Consider the following 18986-nt stretch of genomic DNA (forward strand, 5'->3'; position numbering starts at 1 on the left):
CATATATGATATCGTATATGATTTTTTGCGTAAGTTCAACATATTTAGATTATTCAGTATAATTAGACAAAAAATGTTAGAAAAAAGAGGTGTTTCAATAGAAAAATGCCTTGAACATTTAGTTAGTATGTAGCTAGGAATTCAAATTGAAAGAATGTGAATGGGGGATGTTCCGATGATGAATGGCAAAGAGTATTTAGAAAGTTTACGTGATGGAAGAACAGTATTCTTGAACGGCGATAAGGTAAATGATGTGACGACACACCCGGCATATCGTAATTCTGCCAGGTCAATTGCCCAACTGTATGATGCTCTCCATGATCCGGTTAGTGCACGGATTTTAACAGCTAAGACAGATGAAGGCCATACCACCCATAAGTTTTTCAAGGCTTCAAAGAACGGAACAGAGCTGCTTGAAGCAAGGGATGCCATAGCGCAATGGTCAAAATTGAGCTATGGTTTCATGGGTCGCACGCCTGATTATAAAGCTGCCTTTACAGGGTCATTGGGACCGTATAGCGATTTTTATAAAGGATTTGAAGATAATGCGAAAAGATGGTATGAAAAAACCACAAGGGATGTTCCCTTCTGTAACTATACAATTATAAATCCGGCAATGGATAGGAATAAATCGCTACATGAAAATAAAGAGGTTTTTGTGCGAACGGTAGAAGAACGGGATGATGGAATAATCGTAAGCGGCGCCAAAATGGTTGGTACTTCTGCAGCTCTTACGAATTATAATTTTGTTGCGAATTATTCTCCTGTCGATCTTGGGGAAGGAGATAGAAGCCATGCATTGATTTTCTTTGTTTCCGATGAATGCCCCTGGATTAAAAATGATCAGCAGACAGTCTTTTGAGGAAACGGCTTTCAAGAGAGGCACTCCTTTCGATTACCCGCTTTCAAGTCGGTTCGACGAAAATGACGCAGTAATCGTCCTTGATCATGTTTTCATCCCATGGGAGAATGTATTCGCCTATAATAATGTGGAAATTGCCAATGGATTTAGATCCAAGACTGGATGGATGAACAGATATACATTTCATGGCTGTACACGCTATGCGGTGAAATTGGATTTTATGGCTGGGCTTCTGATGAACTACGGAAATGGCAGGAACGAATCAATTTAGGGGAGTACAAGCCAATATCGGGGAAGTGCTTGCTTACAGGAATATGTTTTGGGCAATTTCGACAGCGATGGCTACAGATCCTATGGAAGGGCCGAATGGCACTGTTCTGCCCAATAGCACATACGCAACTGCATATAGGGTGTTGGCACCTATGGTATGGCCAAAGGTAAAACAGATATTTGAACAGGTTGTAGCAGGTAATCTCATCCAGCTCCCATCAAGCTCCAAGGATTTTTTAAACCCTGAGGTCCGTCCGTATCTAGATAAATATTATAAGGGTTCAGGCGGGGTTTCGGCAGTGGAAAGGGTAAAACTGATGAAACTTATATGGGATTCCATCGGAACTGAATTTGGTGGAAGGAATGAATTATATGAAATCAATTATGCGGGTAACCATGAAAATATTAGGCTAGAAACCCTGAAAATGGCAAATGGACAATCGGCTAAATTCAAAGCGTTTGTGGACTTGGCAATGGACGATTATGACCTTCATGGCTGGACAAACGATAAGTGGATAAATGAAGATGATGGCGTTGATGTTGATTTGATCCGGCTCCGAATGAATTAATCTGAGCAGGAAAAACGTGAAAAAGAATGGTTTGTTATTGACTCCCGCCGGCTTTTCCACCAATGCATGATATGAATGCGTTTACATTTTTCCTTGATAGGAAAGGTGTGGAAAAAGTATAATATTATGTAAAAGGAAAGCTAGGGGGAGTCATGACGAATCTTTTGAATCTAAAGAATGACGAAGGAGAAATTCATTTAAATGATGAGAGGATGATCCTGACTTCCTCTTCAATTTTCGGTACCCTAAGAAAAGACTTGATTGAGAATATTGGATTTGAAAGAATGAAGTCTTTTTTGATACGTTATGGCTGGAATATCGGAGTCAATGATGCTAAAAAGGCACTAAGAGGGAATTTGTCAACGGTTAAGGAAATACTGAGGCAAGGTCCCATCTTACATATGCTGCAGGGGTATACAAAAGTCAATACTATAAAACTGGAATTATCAATGAATAATCAAACGGATGTACATTCTGTAAAGGTGGAAGGGGTTTGGGTGAATTCTTATGAGGCAGAGGAACATATCACCCAGACAGGCATCGGGGAAAAGCCAATCTGTTATACATTGACGGGTTATGCAAGTGGATTTTATTCAACGGTCTGCGGTCATGAAGTGATTTTTAAGGAAAGAGCCTGTAAGGGAGCTGGGCATTCAGAGTGTAGATACGAAGGTAAATCGATACATTTATGGGGCATGGAGATTCAGGATGAATTGAAATATTATAAAAGCAAACCGATTGTTCAAGAGCTTGCGATGACCTATGAAAAGCTGCTGGAGGAACGCAATAGTTTATCAAAAGTGATGGATATTCATCATTTGCTGACAGAAGAGTTAATTAACGGAAGAAACCTTCAATCGATAGTGAGGACGGTTTATCAGAAAACGAAAATACCTTTGTTGATGGAGAACTTCAATAGCAATCAGGTTTATCATGCTGGATTTCACAAAGGGAAGGTAAGGGAAGTCAGGAATCAGCTCAAACTAATGAGGGAAAATGGACCTGTCACATTGGAGACTGGAAGAATCGTAAAAAATGGGATGGAGCTGCTTTATACTCCCATTACGATACAAAATAAAACTTATGGCTATTGTGTTTTTGCGCAATCGGATTTGGTCGAAGGAAAAATGAACCTGGAAATCAATCGAATGATTCTTGAAAGGGTGTCAATGACCGGTTCCTTATTCCTCTTAAATGAGAAAAGCAGTTTTGAAGCCCTCGAAAGGGTAAAAGGTGTATTTCTTGAACAAATATTAAATGGAGAGTTTGCTTCCAGAGAAGAAATAATCAAAAAAAGCATGTATTTAGACACTTCATTGGATCATCCTTTCACCATTGCGGTGCTTGACTATGGTTTATCCTCCGTTCCGAGGACAGAGAATGACTATTTCAGTCAGCAAAAAATCATCGAAGAGATTTATAGTTTCTTTAAAAAGCGGAATCAAGTTGTCTTAACAGCCTTAAGGGATGGTAATATCGTATTGCTTATACCGCTGAGTCCGGGAAATGAATTTCAACTTCGCACCAAGGAATGCATCAATCACTTATATACTGTTTTTAGCGGATATACCTTTAAAATGGGGCTTGGCACAATAAGTGATGAATTAGAACGGGCTCAGGAGGTTTTTCAAGAAGCTTTAACTGCATTGAATATGAATGAAGGAACCCGGGATGTTATCAAATTTGAAGAAGTGGATCTGCTATCCATCTTAATGCATACGGGGAGTACTCCAGCGGTCCTGCAAAAAGCCGAGAAAATGCTGGGTCCTTTATTGATGAAAGATGACCCAAAATGAATTATTGAAAACGCTTTATGTATTTCTGCAATGCGGTGGAAATCTTGAATGCAGTATGAAAGAATTGAACATTTCAATGAGTGGTTTACGATATCGGATCAAAAGACTTGAAGAGCTGCTTTCCTGCCAAATAAGAAATCCTAAAAGTGCTTTTCAATTATATGCATCATTTGAAACCCTGTTAAAGGCGAAAATGATTTCCATTGGTTGATAGGATTCAATTCTTTGTTGAAAATAGAATTGAATGATACAAGAAGACTTTACTGTAATGAGCTTGGGCGATAGTGAAAGGTAATCTACCATATAATCTGGCTAGTACACTCCAAAACAAAATAAGAGTGAAAAGGCATGAAAGTTCGCTTCAATTGATTTATTTGCTTGTAAGCAGGGCTATGGGTATAATAAGTAGAGTAAATTCCTTAGTAAGTTAAGCTATTTTTGGAGGTAAATTCCGTGAAAATTACAATAAAAGATGCTAGTAAATTCGTCGATCAAGAAGTTACCATTGGAGGCTGGCTTGCCAGCAAACGTTCCAGTGGGAAAATTGCTTTCCTTCAAATCCGTGATGGCTCTGGTTTCATTCAAGGTGTGGTCGTGAAAGCTGATGTGGGTGAAGAAATTTTCGCTCGTGCGAAATCGGTTTCGCAAGAGTCTTCCTTGTATGTAACAGGAGTCATTCAAAAGGATGAACGCTCGCCGTTCGGTTTTGAACTACAGGTGAAAGATATTGAAATCATCCATGAATCATTGGATTATCCCATTACACCTAAAGCGCATGGTCCTGAATTCTTAATGGATAACCGCCATTTGTGGCTGCGTTCAAAACGTCAGCATGCAGTCATGAAGATCCGGAATGAAATAATCCGTGCTACATATGAATTCTTTAATGAAGAAGGTTTCGTTAAAGTTGATCCCCCAATTTTAACTGGAAGCGCACCAGAGGGAACGAGTGAATTGTTCGCGACTAAGTACTTTGATGAGGATGCATACCTTTCACAAAGTGGTCAGCTCTATATGGAAGCGGCTGCCATGGCACTAGGGAAGGTATTTTCATTTGGCCCTACCTTCAGGGCAGAAAAATCCAAAACAAGACGACATTTAATCGAGTTCTGGATGATTGAACCAGAAATGGCTTTTATCGAATTTAAAGAAAACCTGGAGGTTCAGGAGCAATTCGTTTCTTCAATCGTCCAATCCGTATTGAAAAACTGTCAGCTTGAGTTGAATACACTGGGCCGTGACATAGCGAAGCTTGAACAAATTCAAGCTCCTTTCCCGCGTATTACATATGATGAAGCCATTAAGTTCCTTCATGAACAAGGATTTGATGATATCCAATGGGGTGATGATTTTGGGGCTCCGCACGAAACTGCGATAGCGGAAAGTTATGATAAGCCCGTTTTCATAACTCATTACCCAACTAAAATCAAACCTTTTTATATGCAACCAGACCCTGACAGGGAAGAAGTCGTTCTTTGTGCCGATTTGATCGCTCCAGAAGGATATGGAGAAATAATTGGCGGTTCAGAGCGGATTCATGATCAGGGATTGCTTGAGCAGAGAATCAATGAGCATGGCTTGAGCGAGGATGCTTACAAATGGTATATGGAATTAAGAAAATATGGCTCTGTACCGCATTCAGGCTTCGGTTTGGGATTAGAACGCACCGTTGCGTGGATCAGCGGAGTCGAGCATGTCCGTGAAACCATCCCGTTCCCACGCCTATTAAATCGATTATATCCTTGATTCCGTAATGAAGCGGTTATCTTGCCATATTTGGCAGATAACCGTTTTTTGTTAAAATTATAAACTTATTCGGGGAGCCGTATTCATGTTATACTTAACCAGAGGTGTCCAAAAACATGAATAAAGAACATTTATATGCGTGGTTTAAGGAAGGAACGATAACGATTCCATCCTTTTTGCTGACTAACTATAGTACAATGGGACTAAATGAACAAGAAATGGTCCTTTTATTACAATTGCAAAGCTTCATAGATAAAGGTAACCATTTTCCTGCACCATCCCAACTTTCTGACCGAATGACATTGCAGGAAACGGAATGTCTATTCTTGATACAGCGTTTGGTCCAAAGGGGATTTATTGAAATGATGGTTGAGGAGAGCCAAGAAATCGGACAGGAAAAATACTCGTTGTCTCCACTTTATGAAAAAATGATGGACTGTTTCTTGAAAACTTTGAAACAGACAGAGTCTGCTGAAAGCCAAAAAGCGGGGGAGAGCCTTTATACGATTTTTGAACAGGAGTTCGGCCGCCCTTTATCTCCATATGAATGCGAGACATTGGCAATGTGGATGGAGGATGACCATCAACCCGAAATCATTAAGTCAGCTCTGAGGGAGTCTGTCATATCCGGAAAATTGAATTTCCGATATATTGATCGAATTTTATTCGAGTGGAAAAAGAATGGGATTAAAACCTTGGAACAGGCAAGGGAGCAAGGACAAAAATTTAGAGTTCACCAAAAGAGGGACCGAAAGACGGAAAATGCACGACCATTGAAAGATGTGCCTTTCTATAACTGGCTCGAGCAGTAATGTAAATTGAAGGAGAACCAATATGTTGAATAAAGCTCAAATTCGATATTGTCTGGATACGATGGGGGAAATGTTTCCGGATGCCCATTGTGAGCTGAATCACTCCAATCCATTTGAATTGGTGATTGCTGTTGCCCTGTCAGCTCAGTGTACGGATGTATTAGTCAATAAAGTAACGAAGGATTTATTTCAAAAATATAAAACGCCTGAGGATTACATAAGCGTTCCGATAGAAGAGCTGGAAAATGATATTCGCTCAATCGGTTTGTTTCGTAACAAGGCTAAGAATATACAAAAGTTGTCGCGCATGCTGATCGAAGAATACGGGAAGGAAGTTCCCAGTGATCGTGATGAGCTTGTTAAATTGCCTGGCGTTGGCAGAAAGACGGCGAATGTAGTCGTATCCGTTGCTTTTGATGTGCCTGCGATTGCTGTGGATACCCATGTAGAGCGTGTTTCCAAGCGCCTTGGTTTATGCCGTTGGAAGGATAGTGTCCTCGATGTTGAGAAAACGTTGATGGCTAAGATACCAAAGGATGAATGGTCCGTTACGCATCACCGCCTGATATTCTTTGGACGCTATCATTGCAAGGCCCAGTCACCAAGATGTGAAACCTGCCCGCTTCTTGAATTATGCCGTGAAGGAAAAAAAAGAATGAAAAGGAAAGAAGCCAATTGACGCAGTCGATATCACTGAAAGTCCCTGAAGAATTGGACCACCCTTTGTTTTTTCCGGAAAAGAAAACCATCTTGGTAAAAGAGCGTTTTACAGGTTGGAGTGGAACGATCTCATTTGAGGCTTTCCCGTATGAGTTACTTTATTATAATAATGTAAAGGCATATACTCCTTGGACTAAGGGGGCATTGCATATAAAGGAACTTCTGGAAAAATGGAAGGGAATTGATTCAGAATGCAGTTTGCTATTTTCCGAGCGAAAAGTGGGACAGACTTTGGGACTCATGAAGAAAGGAATCGGTTTATTTTTAACCGCAGTCTTCTGGATGCATGGAAAGCCAGTGGTATTGAGTGATTTCCGGGCAAAAATAGAATCCTTTACCCATATTCCGGTGAACCTTGCTGAAAGGCTTTCCTTCATACTAGCTAGACCCGCCTTTTTTCATTCATATAGACAACTTAGTGAGTTGTTCCGAGAATTTGAAAAACAATATGTGAAGTTCATGATTAAAATTAAGAACAGCCAAAAAAACGTCTAAGCTAAAAGCTTAGACGTTTTTTAGTCAATCTTTATATATTTATTCCGTATCTTTGTTTGGATCTGGGTCCGGGGTAGGGTCAGGGTTCTCAACTGGTTTTTCCTCTTTTACCGTACCAGGGTCAGTGGCATCATTCCCGCCTTCGACGTCCTCATCACCACCATTATTGCCATTTCCATCATCAGTGTTGTTGCCATTACCGTTACCATTATTATCAGTGTTGCCATTACCATTATTGCCGTTGTTACCGTTATTACCGTTGTTACCGTTATTACCGTTGTTACCGTTATTACCGTTATTTTCGTCATTGCCATTATTGCCGTTTTCGCCATTGTTATTTTTGTCTTCATCTTGCTTATCTTCTTCGCCTTCAGCAGGCGTTTCTTGTTCCAAATCTTCACCTTCGCCCGGAGCTTCAATCTCCTGGTCCTCAGTATCCTCAGGGACTTCCGCTACAGTAGGTATTTTGACTGATGTACTTGCAGGATCACTTTGTTGGTTATCCACTAAAGCTACCACTGAGAAAGTATATTTACTGCCAGGGGTTGGATTAGGGATCGTTAAACTAGTATCTTTCGATTTTTTTAATACGCTCTCTGCTCCGCCATCAACGGACATCTTAACCTCGAATTGGGTATTCCCATTTCCTTTAGGATATGACCATGATAGATTGATTTCATTGCTTTCCTGATTGTAGGAAGCGTTAATGCCAGGTGTGTCGATTTTTTCATATTCTGTCGTCACTTGTGTTGGTTCGTGACCTTTAACATAATATTCATAAGTGATCTTACTGCTTGGTGTGTATTCATTGGCTTTAACAGCTGGATTCGAACCTTTGATGACTCCAACCTTCACAACACTGTCAGGTTGATCAAAGTCTTTCGTTTCTTTTGATTGAGCCATATGTTCCATTAAATTCTTAAAGATGGATTTAGGGATCCTCTGAGATGATTCACCCAGATATTCCATTTTCTCACCAGATGCATTATCATAACCAGCCCAAACCGCGACAGTATAATTGGTTGTATAACCTGCCATCCAGCTATCTTTTACACCGGAAGATGGGATGTTGTTCGCTGCACGCTGTTCAGGCGTGAAATTGGTTGAACCCGTTTTACCGGCTACAGGGAGACTAGGTATATTGGCTAATCTTCCTGTTCCAAAAGGTTCTTTCATGACGCTTTTCAACATATCCGTCACGATGAAAGCTGTGGAATCTTTCATGACTGGTTTTGATTCTGTCTTGTTTTTAATGGTTGTTTTATCACGTAAGACTATTTTTTTAACACTATGCGGCTCATTATATATACCGTTGTTTCCGAATGAACTGTAGGCTCCGGCAAGTTCGAGTGTAGAAACATCCTTACCGCCGCCCAATGCTGCAGATTCGGTGATTTCCTTGTCAAAAGGAATGCCAAGGTCAGTGGCAAAATCACGTGCACGGTCCAATCCGACTGCTTGAAGCGTTTTTAAGGCAGGGATATTTAATGACCGAGCAAGTGCTTCACGAGTTGTTACAGTACCATAATGTCGTCCGGAAGCATTTTTAAGCGGTGTTCCATCACTGTAACTGTATTCCTCATCCTTGATTTGATGATAGGTGGACCAATTTAAATATTCTACGGCAGGACCATAATCTAGAATAGGCTTAATGGTCGAACCAGGTGATCGCTTGGCATCCGTTGCATAATTCCAGCCGCGTTTAACCGTCGTGTTCCTGCCGCCGCCCACTGCTTTGATTTCACCAGTTTCTGTATCGAGTAATGTGACTCCGGCTTGGAGATCTTTACTTGGATAATTGATGATTTCATCACTGTTCAACATGTTATAGACATATTCTTGGGCATCTTTATCTATTGTCGTTTGGATTTCCAAACCATCTGTAAAGACGTTATAGTCACCCATATCCCCGACTTCCTCAATTACCAAATCGATGAATGCATCATATGCCGTCGTATCGATGTGACTCTTATCGATTTCTTGAAGTCCCTCTGTTATATCGATGCTTTGTGCATTTTTCATTTCCGTTTCGGTGATATATCCATGTTTATTCATTAAGTGCAGGACAATATCACGGCGTTCTTTCGCACGTTCAGGGTATTTATACGGGTCATACCTGCTTGGACTTTGCGGTAATCCTACAAGCATGGCCGCTTCGTTCAATTTTAATTCGTTTAGATCTTTTCCATAATAAGTTTGCGATGCAGTTAAGATCCCGTTTGCGCGGTTTGCAAAGAAAATCTTATTCACATACATTTCAAAAATTTCTTCTTTTGTATATTTTCTTTCAAGCTGAATGGATAGCCACATTTCCTGGACTTTCCTTTTGATGGTCTTATCAGGTGTTAAATAAGAACGCTTGATAACCTGCTGGGTCAATGTACTTGCACCCTCTGAGCCGAACCCGTTTTTTAAGTTGGCTATGACGGCACTGCCCAGACGTAAGAAGTCGACACCATGGTGTTCATAGAATCGTGAATCTTCCGTTGCCAGGAAAGCTTCTTCGACAAGATCGGGTATGTCTTCATAATTTACATAATCCCGGTTTTCCTTTCCGATTTCAGCTAGCAATTTACCATTTTCATCGAGAATCTTGGATGTGACTGGATCTTTCAAAAGCTTTTCGTCGAGTTTTGGAGCGTCGCTTATAAAGTAAGCCATTGCCGCTCCTCCGGCAACAAGGCCTATTATTCCGATTGTAACAAGTATAAGGAAAATTCGCTTAAGCATATTTGTTGGCTTTTTAGGACCTTTATTCTGTCCCTTTTTTTGAGTCTGCCCCTGCTTTCGGCGTTCTTCTCTAGTATTATATTTTTCAGCCATTACAGCTAACCTGCCTTTCTAAAAAAACTAAAAATTTTCTGCGATGAGCGAATCTACTACTTTAATATAGTCAATTCTCGGTTGAAAGCCAAGAGTAATCTTTCGTGAACTGTTTTCAACCTCTTGAAGAGTTATAGATTTGCGCCCGCCTTCTTTCATTCTCTTCCAATAATAACTCAGTTGTTCAGAACTCATTACATATATATCATCCATTGCTGAAAACCGAATGATCACAAATGCAATTCCGTCATGCTGAACGATTTGTTTCATATGTTCAATTTGATGGTCATGAAAATTCTTCAGAGGGAACGAACTGCTGTTTTTCGTTTCCTTTGCCTCAAAATCAATGTACTTTCCTTTATAAACACCATTGTAATCGGTGGTCGATGCTTGTTTGAAATAAGCTTCTTTAATGACTGCAGCACTTCTTTTCGGATAGTGGACATCGACAATTTGAATGGGTGTCGGTTTTTTATGGATGACGGCAATGCCGTGTGCTAAATAATACTGATTGGTTTCGTTCAAATCGTCTTCCAATGTTTTTCCCCGGTTGCTGTAACTGATTTTTTTAAGTGGGCTTTTCTTTTCTTCCATAGCCTGCGGTACAAATCTTCGTCCGTTGGGATAATGAAATGCCACTTTTACCCCTCCTTTTTTTCACTTATCTATATTAGCAAAAAAAGAATCCAAAATGTGAATAAAAAGAATTGTTTCTTAGAACGATAGCATTTATGTACAACTATATGTCACAATTCATCGCTATAGAAAGGTGGACACATAGATGCGATTATTAAAGACGGAAAAGCAATTGCTACATTCCATAAAAGCTCAAACCGCTAAAGGGAATAGGGATAATATATCAAGGACAAAGGCATATGAACGATTTTTCAAAATGCATCCCGAAATACAATGGTCATTTTTAGCGGGGATGGTTTCTAGAAATGCAGGCTGGAATATGTGTGATCTCGAAGGGATTTGGTTTTCCCATTTGCTTGGCCTGAAATACAGGCGTCACTTATTCCTGACGTATGAAGATGCCAACTGGAGAATATTCCAAGATGCATACCCGCAATTGCTTCTCTATCATTATTCGACGAAGTATGAACGTCCTTTGTTTCACTTATGTCATTATTTTTTTATTACCAAATTCATGACGGACGAATGGTATGCCTTTTGGAAACATGGAAATCGGGGAAAATTGGTCACTGCGCTTATCATAAATGAACAAAACATCATAGAAGAACCGGTTATTAAAAAACAATCTCTCGTATTTCATTCACTATTATTTGTCCTGCAGGACTGGATGCATTTTAGCACCGTTTTATTTCCTACTTGCAATGGAGAACTGTATGGCTCGTCCGTTTCTCATTTTAGAAATATCGATAAAAGAATTGAATTGGGGAAAAGGTTGGCTGGCCTTTTATTTTCTGGAGATTTGTTTCCGCTATTCTATGAATTTTCCAGCAGGACAGAACCAACGGGATCCAGATATGATTATGAACAATATCGAAAAAATCCTAGGTACCATGAAACCCCGATGTTGAGGGGAGTATATCCAGTGATTCATCATCAAGCAGGGATGACAGATCAATGGGATATGAAAAAAAAGGTTAAAAAAAAATGGCTCATTGAACCCAAATGGGAAGAAGACCCTCATTTGACCGATTGGTATGACCATAAACAAAAGCAGCTGCATACGGCAGCAATGATCAAAAATTGGATATTATAATAGCAAACAGGGAAGGCGTCGTGTAAGCCTTCCCTGTTTTATCGGTCAGTATTTATGTCTTACGTAGAGGGGCGGTTTTCTCCGCTAAGCTTCGGGTTTCCCGTTCCCGCCTTTTTGGTGGGCGGCTTTTGTCGTTTTTCGTTTTTTTGCTGTCTGCTTTCATTCGACTGCATAAAATCACCTCCTGTCTGTATTCTTGTTTAAAACTTCATTCTTCATTCTGCCATTGTTGTCGAAGGGCATAATAAATTAAGTGAATTGCACTTTCTTTGCCGATTCCCTTCTAGTTTTGTCAGTCATGAAGGGCTTTCTGATAAAAAAAAGAATAGTACAGGTAAAGAATGGGAGGGATCAGCATGGTCAATAAAAGTGTCGCTACAGAGGAGATATTAAGGATGATAGCTGAGATCAGTACCAGCCTGGAACGTTTGGAAATTTCATATGGGGAAACTGTAAATACAGTGCGGTGCAAACTATGGGCGGAGCAATATACATTAGTTAACGAAGCCCAGGAAGCCATTGAGAAAGCCGAGGATTATTGGGTAAATGCTGAAGCTGTAAACCATTCCTTTTCCCTTGCCCCGAAAAAAACAATAATAAAGCATAATGTTCTCACTGAATTGCACGTATAAGCCAGAGGAATATCATTTTATAATGAAGTGGATTATAATAAGGGAAACAATTGTGCGGAGGAATATATTGTGCAAAAAGAAAAACTGCAGCTATTAACGGAACAATTAATAAAATTTACGAACCAAGCGGATGATATCTATGAGGGTGTACGGAAGGAAGGAAAGGAAAAGGATTTTTTTTCGGATGTCAAGCCGTTTGCAGACCAGGTAAGGACCGCATGCATCGAATGGGAAACCGGAATGAAGAAGTGGATGAAAGAAACCGAATTTAGGCATCTTTTCCCCGAGCAAATCGAACAAACCGCCCATAACCTTTCTGATGTGGCCGTACAGGCATTTTTTCCTAAAACAAGTTATAAGCGATTTAAAAGCCATGTTCAATCGGTGGAATTCATCCTTAATAATGTAAGAACGGAAATCAATCGGATTTTATCATAAAAATATCTACACTTTATTACCCCTTTTTTCATATATTATCAGAACCATGTAATGAAAAAAGAGGAGGGCTCATTGACATGATGAGATCCGGTTTTAACCAAATCTCCCCAAATCAAGGACAGTTTCCTCAATCAATGACGGAATATTGGGGAGGGTACCAGCAGCCAATGCCGTATCCTCCGCCCAATAATCATGAACAACCATTTATGTATCCATATCATCTCCAGGATACAGGGGGCTATATGACACCATATCATGATCCTTATCAGCAAGCGGCCTATCATCCATTCCAAGCAGTCCAGCAGCAGGCGATGCCTGTGGGAGCTTATCCAGGCAGCAGTGTGATGCAGCCAATGGCACAAATGCAGCCAATCCAGTCCAATCAGCAGCCGCAAGCTTTTAGTCCGTTCGCCAATCCGTTACAGCCAGCTAAAAGACCTCCGCAAGGTCAGCAGCAGGCTCATAATCCATATCCTAAGCAGCAGTTCATGCAAAAACCCCAGCCGTCTGGTTTCAAATCGGTCATGAATCAATTCAAAACACAAGATGGCTCGATGGATATAACGAAGATGATGAATACAGCTGGACAAATGATGAATACAGTTTCTCAAGTATCTTCAATGGTCAAAGGAGTAGGGGGCTTCTTTAAAGCTTAGATGGTGAATAAAGGAAAAGCAGACTTACAAGTGACCCAGCCACTTTTTTAAGTCTGCTTTTATTCATTTCTAATGGATTTCAATCCGATTCCCCCTGATTTTGGGTAGCTGAAGCGTGAGGATGCCATCGCGATGTCGAGCGATGACATTTGCTTCATCAATGGGTTTTGGAAAGGAAATGGTTCTTGAAAGAGTGCCTGCTGAAACTTCTTTTTGAAACATTCCTTGATTATTATGTCTTCTATCTACTTGCTTTGCAGTTATGGTTACCTCATGGGCCAGTACATCAATGGATATTTGGCTGCGTGCAATTCCAGGCAAAGTGGCGGTAAGGGTATATTCTGAATGAGTTTCATGAACATCAACCGGAAAGCTGCGTTCTTTCGCAGAACCGAAGAAATCGTCAAGAGATTGCAGCATGCCTTTAGGAGGCCTTTCGGAAAACAGCCGATCCATTTTGTTAATGAAATGGGTAAAGGGTTCTTTTCTCCGATTATTATTATTTTCAGAAGAGGTCATCACGGTGCTCCTTTCTAAAAAATTCCTTTGCCTATAGGCTATGTGAGGAATTAAGAAATGTGAATGCACTGTTGGGTTTCAGATAAAGGACTATAGGGAATAACGTTACTGAATGATTAGAAAAGGAAATGAGGGGTTTATATGACAGATAATAGCAAGCTTTCCTACATAGATACCGGGAAAGGAAATGAAACATTGTTGTTTATTCATGGATTTTGCGGAAGCCATGAATATTGGAGTGACATCATTGCTGAATTAAAGGATGAATACCGGGTTATTGCCGTTGATTTACGGGGGCATGGTGCAAGTGAGGAAATGGGGGAATCTTTCTCGATTGAAGATATGGCTGCTGATATTGCGTCATTACTGGACGAGCTGGAAATCGGAAAGGTATATATGTTTGGTCATTCGCTTGGGGGATATATCACCTTGGCGTTCGCAGAAAGGTTTCCTGGGAAATTGTCTGGTTTTTCATTGGTACATTCTACAGCTTTGCCGGACGATGAGACTGGAAAGGCTGGGCGCTTGAAATCTGTCGAGAAAATCAAAAGTGAGGGAATTCCTGCTTTCATTGACGGACTTATACCTAAGCTTTTCGCTAATCCCGAAGATTCCAATATTGAACAAACTAAGGAAATCGGCTATAAAACAAGTGAAAGCGGTGCAATAGGGTCTTTACATGCCATGAGGAACAGAATAGACAGAAATCATGTGCTCCAAGATACAAAGTTGCCTGTCTTATTGGTTGCAGGTGAAGAGGATAAGCTCATTCCCGTTGAAAAAACCTTTTCTGTAAAAGGGAGCCATATCCATGAAGTTATACTTAAGGGCAGCGGCCATATGGGAATGCTGGAAGCTCCAAACAAACTACTCGAAGAAATCATTCGCTTTGTCGAAAAGAATTAAATGATAAAAGACCGAGCTGGAGACGGGATGTTGCCGTTTCCAGCTTTTTTTTGAATAGGAAATAGTTTCCCTTTTGTATAGAACGTTCATTCGGTAGAATAGGAGTATGAGGTGGTTATATGAAACTGCGAAAAAATTTACAAGAAGTTATTAAGGATTTAAAAACAAATGAGGATTTTAAAGATAACATCGTACATTGGCAAGTAATTGAAGCGAAAGAGGCAAAACATGTCCCTTTTCCCGCTGCAATGAATGATAAGATCAAGCATGCTCTTGAAATACGGGGGATAAAGGGGTTGTACACCCATCAGGCAACTGCATTTGATACTGCTGTCAGTGGCAATAGCCTTGTGGCGGTCACACCAACAGCTTCTGGTAAAACATTATGCTATAATTTGCCGGTCCTTCAAAAAATACTGGAAAATGAAAAAACCAGGGCGCTTTATATATTTCCGACAAAGGCGCTGAGCTATGATCAAAAAAGCGAATTGAATGAAATGATCGATGAAATGGATGCTAAGATAAATAGTTATACATACGACGGGGACACACCTTCAAACATCAGGCAAAAAATCCGCCAGGCCGGGCATATCGTGATCACCAATCCTGATATGCTCCATTCCGGAATCCTGCCCCATCACACGAAATGGGTCTCTTTGTTTGAAAACTTGAAGTATGTGGTCATTGATGAACTTCATATTTACCGCGGCGTTTTCGGAAGTCATACAGCCAACGTCATAAGAAGGTTAAAAAGGATCTGCAAGTTTTATGGAAGCGACCCTGTATTCATCTGTACTTCCGCTACGATCAATAACCCAAAAGAGTTAGCAGAAGAGCTTACGGAAAAACAAATGGTCCTTATCGATAATAACGGAGCCCCAAGTGGGAAAAAGCATTTTGTATTTTATAATCCCCCAATAGTCAATAAACCGCTCAACATACGAAGGAGTGCGGTTTTGGAAGTCAGGAAGCTGGCAAATGAATTTTTGAAAAATAAAATACAAACCATCGTTTTTGCGCGAAGCAGGGTTCGAGTGGAAATTCTATTGACGTATTTACAGGAACTTGTGTCAAAGCAATTGGGGCCAAAATCGATCAGGGGCTATCGCGGCGGATATCTGCCAACACAGCGGAGGGAAATTGAACAAGGCCTCAGGGATGGTTCCATTTATGGGGTGGTTTCCACAAATGCACTTGAGTTGGGTGTCGATATCGGCCAGCTTCAGGTTTGCATTATGACCGGTTACCCTGGATCCATATCGAGTGCCTGGCAGCAGGCTGGTCGAGCAGGAAGAAGGCATGGTGAAGCGTTGATCATCATGGTCGGCAGTTCAAGTGCCCTTGATCAATATATCGTACAGCATCCCGATTATTTCTTTACCAGAAATCCAGAAACGGCAAGAATTAATCCGGATAATCTTTTGATCTTGGTTGATCATGTAAAATGTGCAGCATATGAGCTGCCATTTAAAAAAGGCGATACTTTTGGGAAAACAGAGATTATGGACGTTCTTGAATTCCTTACGGAAGAAAGGGTCTTACACCTAAATGGGGATAAATGGCATTGGATGAATGATGCTTTTCCCGCAAGCAATATCAGCCTGCGCTCAGCGGCACAGGAAAATGTCGTGATCATCGACCAAACGAATGCACCGGTTAATCGGGTCATAGGGGAAATGGATACGTTCAGTGCAATGACCCTTCTTCACGATGAAGCCATTTATTTACACCAGGGAATTCAATTTCAGGTGGAAGAACTTGATTGGGATGAAAAGAAGGCTTATGTACGTGAAGTCAATGTGGACTATTATACGGATGCTAACCTTGCTGTCCAATTGTCTGTATTGGAAGTCGATAAACAGCGAACTTTCGCTTCGACAGCAGCTGCTTTTGGTGATGTCGCAATCCGGGCGATGCCTACGATCTTCAAAAAAATCAAATTTGAAACTCATGAAAATATTGGTTCAGGTCCAATCAGTCTCCCTGAGATGGAACTGCATACGAGTTCGGCCATGCTTTCCATGGATCCTGATATATTTAAGTGGGACGAAAATCGAATAGAACAAGGAATGATAGGTGCTTCGCATGCGCTTAATTACATGATTCCGCTATATGTTATGTGCGATCCGCATGATATTCATGTTTATCCGCAGGTGAAGGCAGCGCATAATGAAAAACCGACCATTTTTATCTATGATAGTTATCCGGGAGGCATAGGGTTAAGTGATAAAGTATATGAAAATTCTGAAGTCATTCTGCTGGAAACAATATCAATGATCGATAATTGCACTTGTGAAAGCGGCTGTCCTTCCTGTATCGGTACAGAATCCGCAACGAAAACAGCCAAGAGTGATGCCAAACAATTATTAGGCCAATTTTGTAAGCAAAAACATTAATAGATTGCAGTGATAGATGAAAAGAGGTGTAATTTCATGTCTTTAAAAAATAAATTGAACCGCATGAAAACGCATATGAACCTGGGGAAACATCCTTCTCCTGTAGAAGAAAGTGACCAGGCAGTGAATGAAGAAATTCCTTACTTTGAAAAGTGGCAGGAGAACGATACCGATTCCTTTCACTTCGACGGTGACTATTGTTTCATTAGGGAAGTCCGCTACCCTATAAATCACAAACACGGGTTATATGAATTTTCCGAGCTGAAAAAGGTCGTAAAAGAGTGGAATCAAACTTCATTGGAGCATCCACTCTCCGCCAGGGGCGTTAAGAGTGAAGATCTGTTTTTCTTCGATACGGAAACGACAGGGCTAGGAGGCGGAGCAGGCAATACCATTTTTTTACTAGGGTATGCCTATTTAGAAGGTGAAGAAGTAGTCGTGAAGCAACATATCCTTCCGCAGCCTGGAAGTGAAATACCGCTATATCAAAGCTTTCTGGAAAACATCAATTACGAAACGCTTGTCACATATAATGGTAAATCCTTTGATTGGCCCCAGCTAAAAACGAGACATACCTTGATAAAGGAACATGTACCAAAACTACCGGAATTCGGACATTTCGATTTGTATCATGCTTCAAGACGACTTTGGAGAAACAAATTGGAACGAGTGAAATTATCAGCTGTCGAAACAGATATTCTAGGTGTACATAGGGAGGATGATATTCCTGGATATTTGGCTCCGATGATTTATTTTGATTTTGTTGAGAGGAAGAATCCGGAAATACTGTTTGGGATCATGAAGCATAATGAATTGGATATCTTATCACTGATCACTTTGTATATTCATTTGTCCCGAAAAATCCTCCAAATCGATGGATATACCGAAGAGTCCATGGAAATTGCACGATGGCTTGCTTATTTGGGGAAAAAAGAGGAGTCAGTTGAGACCTATCAAAAAATACTGGAAGCGGGTAATGAGGAAGATCGGATATTAGCCGGCCATGCCTTAGCCTTCCAGAAAAAGAAACAAAAACAATTCGATGAAGCTTTGGAAATTTGGAAGGAAGTCGCCTTAAAAGGGAATGTGCAAATTAGGATACAGGCACAGATTGAATGTGCAAAATTATACGAACATCAATTTAAGGACGTCGGTCATGCTCTAAAATGTTCGATAATCGCGCATCAAGAGATGCTTAGGGAAGGGACGGCCCTGGAAAAAAAACAGCTGGAATTGGAAAAGAGGATCCGGCGGCTTGAAAAGAAAGAGGAATCAAAGGATATTTCCGTATATAAGGGACCAAGAAACTTTTTTTAGTGCAAAAGGCCGAAAATAAAAAATATGAATACAATTATTGTAGCCTTCAACTATTGTGTGTAAAATGGAAAGAGTTGAGGGTGGAATTCAGAAACGTTCATTTCATGCCTTTACATCATATAAAATTAAGGTGAAAGCGGAGCGGAGAAATGTATAAAACGACTTTATTTCTATTTTTTGTAGTTCTTTGTTTAACGATAGTTTTGTTTACTTCATTAAAAGACAGTCTCTATTCCTTTTTATAGAAAATTCCTCATTTCATTTGACGGTTAGCTAGATATAATAATGATAGTGTACTTA

At 40.4% G+C, this 18986-nt stretch carries 19 protein-coding genes; 16 read left to right on the forward strand and 3 right to left on the reverse strand.

All coding sequences use genetic code 11. The features are described 5' to 3' along the window. The first annotated feature begins 175 nt into the window (after window positions 1-175). The 9 genes from ACFVS1_RS05995 to ACFVS1_RS06035 all read left to right on the forward strand — a co-directional run bounded on the left by ACFVS1_RS05995 (window position 176) and on the right by ACFVS1_RS06035 (window position 7270). Window positions 176-862, forward strand: coding sequence for a 4-hydroxyphenylacetate 3-hydroxylase N-terminal domain-containing protein (locus ACFVS1_RS05995; protein ID WP_387545653.1), 687 nt, complete (start codon window positions 176-178; stop codon window positions 860-862). Beyond that, a complete protein-coding gene (locus tag ACFVS1_RS06000) occupies window positions 840-1133 on the forward strand; it encodes a 4-hydroxyphenylacetate 3-hydroxylase N-terminal domain-containing protein (protein WP_387545655.1) in 294 nt (97 codons plus the stop codon). Before ACFVS1_RS05995 ends, ACFVS1_RS06000 begins: the two co-directional genes overlap by 23 nt. Next, window positions 1111-1701 (forward strand): 4-hydroxyphenylacetate 3-hydroxylase C-terminal domain-containing protein, encoded by a 591-nt coding sequence (locus ACFVS1_RS06005; protein ID WP_387545658.1) that lies wholly within the window; start codon window positions 1111-1113, stop codon window positions 1699-1701. Before ACFVS1_RS06000 ends, ACFVS1_RS06005 begins: the two co-directional genes overlap by 23 nt. A gap of 152 nt (window positions 1702-1853) precedes the next feature. Then, window positions 1854-3497: a XylR N-terminal domain-containing protein gene (locus ACFVS1_RS06010; protein ID WP_387545661.1), complete on the forward strand. Its 1644-nt coding sequence runs from the start codon at window positions 1854-1856 to the stop codon at window positions 3495-3497. Continuing rightward, complete coding sequence (locus ACFVS1_RS06015; protein WP_387545663.1) at window positions 3484-3708, forward strand: helix-turn-helix domain-containing protein; 225 nt, start codon at window positions 3484-3486, stop codon at window positions 3706-3708. Before ACFVS1_RS06010 ends, ACFVS1_RS06015 begins: the two co-directional genes overlap by 14 nt. Before the next feature lie 242 nt (window positions 3709-3950). Continuing rightward, window positions 3951-5243 carry an asparagine--tRNA ligase gene (gene asnS, locus ACFVS1_RS06020; RefSeq protein WP_352920376.1) on the forward strand — a complete coding sequence of 431 codons (1293 nt, stop codon included), beginning with the start codon at window positions 3951-3953 and terminating at the stop codon, window positions 5241-5243. A gap of 116 nt (window positions 5244-5359) precedes the next feature. Then, window positions 5360-6055, forward strand: a complete 696-nt coding sequence (locus ACFVS1_RS06025; protein WP_241590199.1) for a DnaD domain-containing protein — start codon at window positions 5360-5362, stop codon at window positions 6053-6055. 22 nt (window positions 6056-6077) lie between these two features. After that, window positions 6078-6734, forward strand: a complete 657-nt coding sequence (gene nth / locus ACFVS1_RS06030) for an endonuclease III (protein WP_352920380.1) — start codon at window positions 6078-6080, stop codon at window positions 6732-6734. Continuing rightward, window positions 6731-7270 (forward strand): YpoC family protein, encoded by a 540-nt coding sequence (locus tag ACFVS1_RS06035; RefSeq protein ID WP_352920383.1) that lies wholly within the window; start codon window positions 6731-6733, stop codon window positions 7268-7270. The genes nth and ACFVS1_RS06035 overlap by 4 nt, the downstream gene beginning before the upstream one ends. A 39-nt stretch (window positions 7271-7309) precedes the next feature. Here ACFVS1_RS06035 and ACFVS1_RS06040 read toward each other — a convergent pair whose 3' ends face one another. After that, entirely contained in the window at window positions 7310-10093 is a 2784-nt protein-coding gene (locus ACFVS1_RS06040) for a PBP1A family penicillin-binding protein (RefSeq protein WP_387545667.1), read from the reverse strand. Between the two features lie 27 nt (window positions 10094-10120). Then, window positions 10121-10732: a Holliday junction resolvase RecU gene (recU, locus tag ACFVS1_RS06045; RefSeq protein ID WP_387545669.1), complete on the reverse strand. Its 612-nt coding sequence runs from the start codon at window positions 10730-10732 to the stop codon at window positions 10121-10123. 142 nt (window positions 10733-10874) lie between these two features. Here recU and ACFVS1_RS06050 point away from each other — a divergent pair, with 142 nt between their 5' ends. From ACFVS1_RS06050 to ACFVS1_RS06065, 4 genes are all read left to right on the forward strand, one after another. Further along, window positions 10875-11822 carry a DUF2515 family protein gene (locus tag ACFVS1_RS06050; RefSeq protein ID WP_387545671.1) on the forward strand — a complete coding sequence of 316 codons (948 nt, stop codon included), beginning with the start codon at window positions 10875-10877 and terminating at the stop codon, window positions 11820-11822. A 356-nt stretch (window positions 11823-12178) separates the two neighbouring features. After that, window positions 12179-12454, forward strand: a complete 276-nt coding sequence (locus ACFVS1_RS06055; protein ID WP_352920392.1) for a hypothetical protein — start codon at window positions 12179-12181, stop codon at window positions 12452-12454. Window positions 12455-12523: 69 nt separating this feature from the next. Then, the gene (locus ACFVS1_RS06060) at window positions 12524-12892 is read left to right on the forward strand and encodes a YppE family protein (protein ID WP_387545674.1); all 369 of its coding nucleotides are present in this window, start codon (window positions 12524-12526) and stop codon (window positions 12890-12892) included. Between the two features lie 77 nt (window positions 12893-12969). Beyond that, window positions 12970-13548: a YppG family protein gene (locus ACFVS1_RS06065; RefSeq protein WP_387545676.1), complete on the forward strand. Its 579-nt coding sequence runs from the start codon at window positions 12970-12972 to the stop codon at window positions 13546-13548. Between the two features lie 69 nt (window positions 13549-13617). Here the strand turns inward: ACFVS1_RS06065 and ACFVS1_RS06070 are convergent, their stop codons facing one another. Continuing rightward, the gene (locus ACFVS1_RS06070; RefSeq protein WP_387545679.1) at window positions 13618-14067 is read right to left on the reverse strand and encodes an Hsp20/alpha crystallin family protein; all 450 of its coding nucleotides are present in this window, start codon (window positions 14065-14067) and stop codon (window positions 13618-13620) included. A 141-nt stretch (window positions 14068-14208) separates the two neighbouring features. Between ACFVS1_RS06070 and ACFVS1_RS06075 the strand changes: the two genes are divergently transcribed. The 3 genes from ACFVS1_RS06075 (at window position 14209) to ACFVS1_RS06085 (ending at window position 18686) form a co-directional block, all read left to right on the forward strand. Next, entirely contained in the window at window positions 14209-14973 is a 765-nt protein-coding gene (locus ACFVS1_RS06075; protein WP_352920403.1) for an alpha/beta fold hydrolase, read from the forward strand. A 119-nt stretch (window positions 14974-15092) separates the two neighbouring features. Continuing rightward, the gene (locus ACFVS1_RS06080) at window positions 15093-17369 is read left to right on the forward strand and encodes a DEAD/DEAH box helicase (RefSeq protein ID WP_387545683.1); all 2277 of its coding nucleotides are present in this window, start codon (window positions 15093-15095) and stop codon (window positions 17367-17369) included. A 36-nt stretch (window positions 17370-17405) separates the two neighbouring features. Next, complete coding sequence (locus tag ACFVS1_RS06085; RefSeq protein ID WP_387545685.1) at window positions 17406-18686, forward strand: ribonuclease H-like domain-containing protein; 1281 nt, start codon at window positions 17406-17408, stop codon at window positions 18684-18686. The last annotated feature ends 300 nt before the right edge of the window (window positions 18687-18986 follow it).

Source organism: Peribacillus sp. NPDC058075, assembly GCF_042885195.1.
Lineage (GTDB): Bacteria > Bacillota > Bacilli > Bacillales > DSM-1321 > Peribacillus.

Excerpts from the sequence above, each read along its gene's own strand:
- ACFVS1_RS05995 (WP_387545653.1), top strand. The coding sequence starts at position 176 with ATGATGAATGGCAAAGAGTATTTAGAAAGTTTACGTGATGGAAGAACA.
- ACFVS1_RS06000 (WP_387545655.1), top strand. The coding sequence starts at position 840 with ATGATCAGCAGACAGTCTTTTGAGGAAACGGCTTTCAAGAGAGGCACT.
- ACFVS1_RS06005 (WP_387545658.1), top strand. The coding sequence starts at position 1,111 with ATGGCAGGAACGAATCAATTTAGGGGAGTACAAGCCAATATCGGGGAA.
- ACFVS1_RS06010 (WP_387545661.1), top strand. The coding sequence starts at position 1,854 with ATGACGAATCTTTTGAATCTAAAGAATGACGAAGGAGAAATTCATTTA.
- ACFVS1_RS06015 (WP_387545663.1), top strand. The coding sequence starts at position 3,484 with ATGACCCAAAATGAATTATTGAAAACGCTTTATGTATTTCTGCAATGC.
- ACFVS1_RS06025 (WP_241590199.1), top strand. The coding sequence starts at position 5,360 with ATGAATAAAGAACATTTATATGCGTGGTTTAAGGAAGGAACGATAACG.
- nth (WP_352920380.1), top strand. The coding sequence starts at position 6,078 with ATGTTGAATAAAGCTCAAATTCGATATTGTCTGGATACGATGGGGGAA.
- ACFVS1_RS06040 (WP_387545667.1), bottom strand. The coding sequence starts at position 10,093 with ATGGCTGAAAAATATAATACTAGAGAAGAACGCCGAAAGCAGGGGCAG.
- ACFVS1_RS06050 (WP_387545671.1), top strand. The coding sequence starts at position 10,875 with ATGCGATTATTAAAGACGGAAAAGCAATTGCTACATTCCATAAAAGCT.
- ACFVS1_RS06055 (WP_352920392.1), top strand. The coding sequence starts at position 12,179 with ATGGTCAATAAAAGTGTCGCTACAGAGGAGATATTAAGGATGATAGCT.
- ACFVS1_RS06065 (WP_387545676.1), top strand. The coding sequence starts at position 12,970 with ATGATGAGATCCGGTTTTAACCAAATCTCCCCAAATCAAGGACAGTTT.
- ACFVS1_RS06070 (WP_387545679.1), bottom strand. The coding sequence starts at position 14,067 with ATGACCTCTTCTGAAAATAATAATAATCGGAGAAAAGAACCCTTTACC.
- ACFVS1_RS06075 (WP_352920403.1), top strand. The coding sequence starts at position 14,209 with ATGACAGATAATAGCAAGCTTTCCTACATAGATACCGGGAAAGGAAAT.
- ACFVS1_RS06080 (WP_387545683.1), top strand. The coding sequence starts at position 15,093 with ATGAAACTGCGAAAAAATTTACAAGAAGTTATTAAGGATTTAAAAACA.
- ACFVS1_RS06085 (WP_387545685.1), top strand. The coding sequence starts at position 17,406 with ATGTCTTTAAAAAATAAATTGAACCGCATGAAAACGCATATGAACCTG.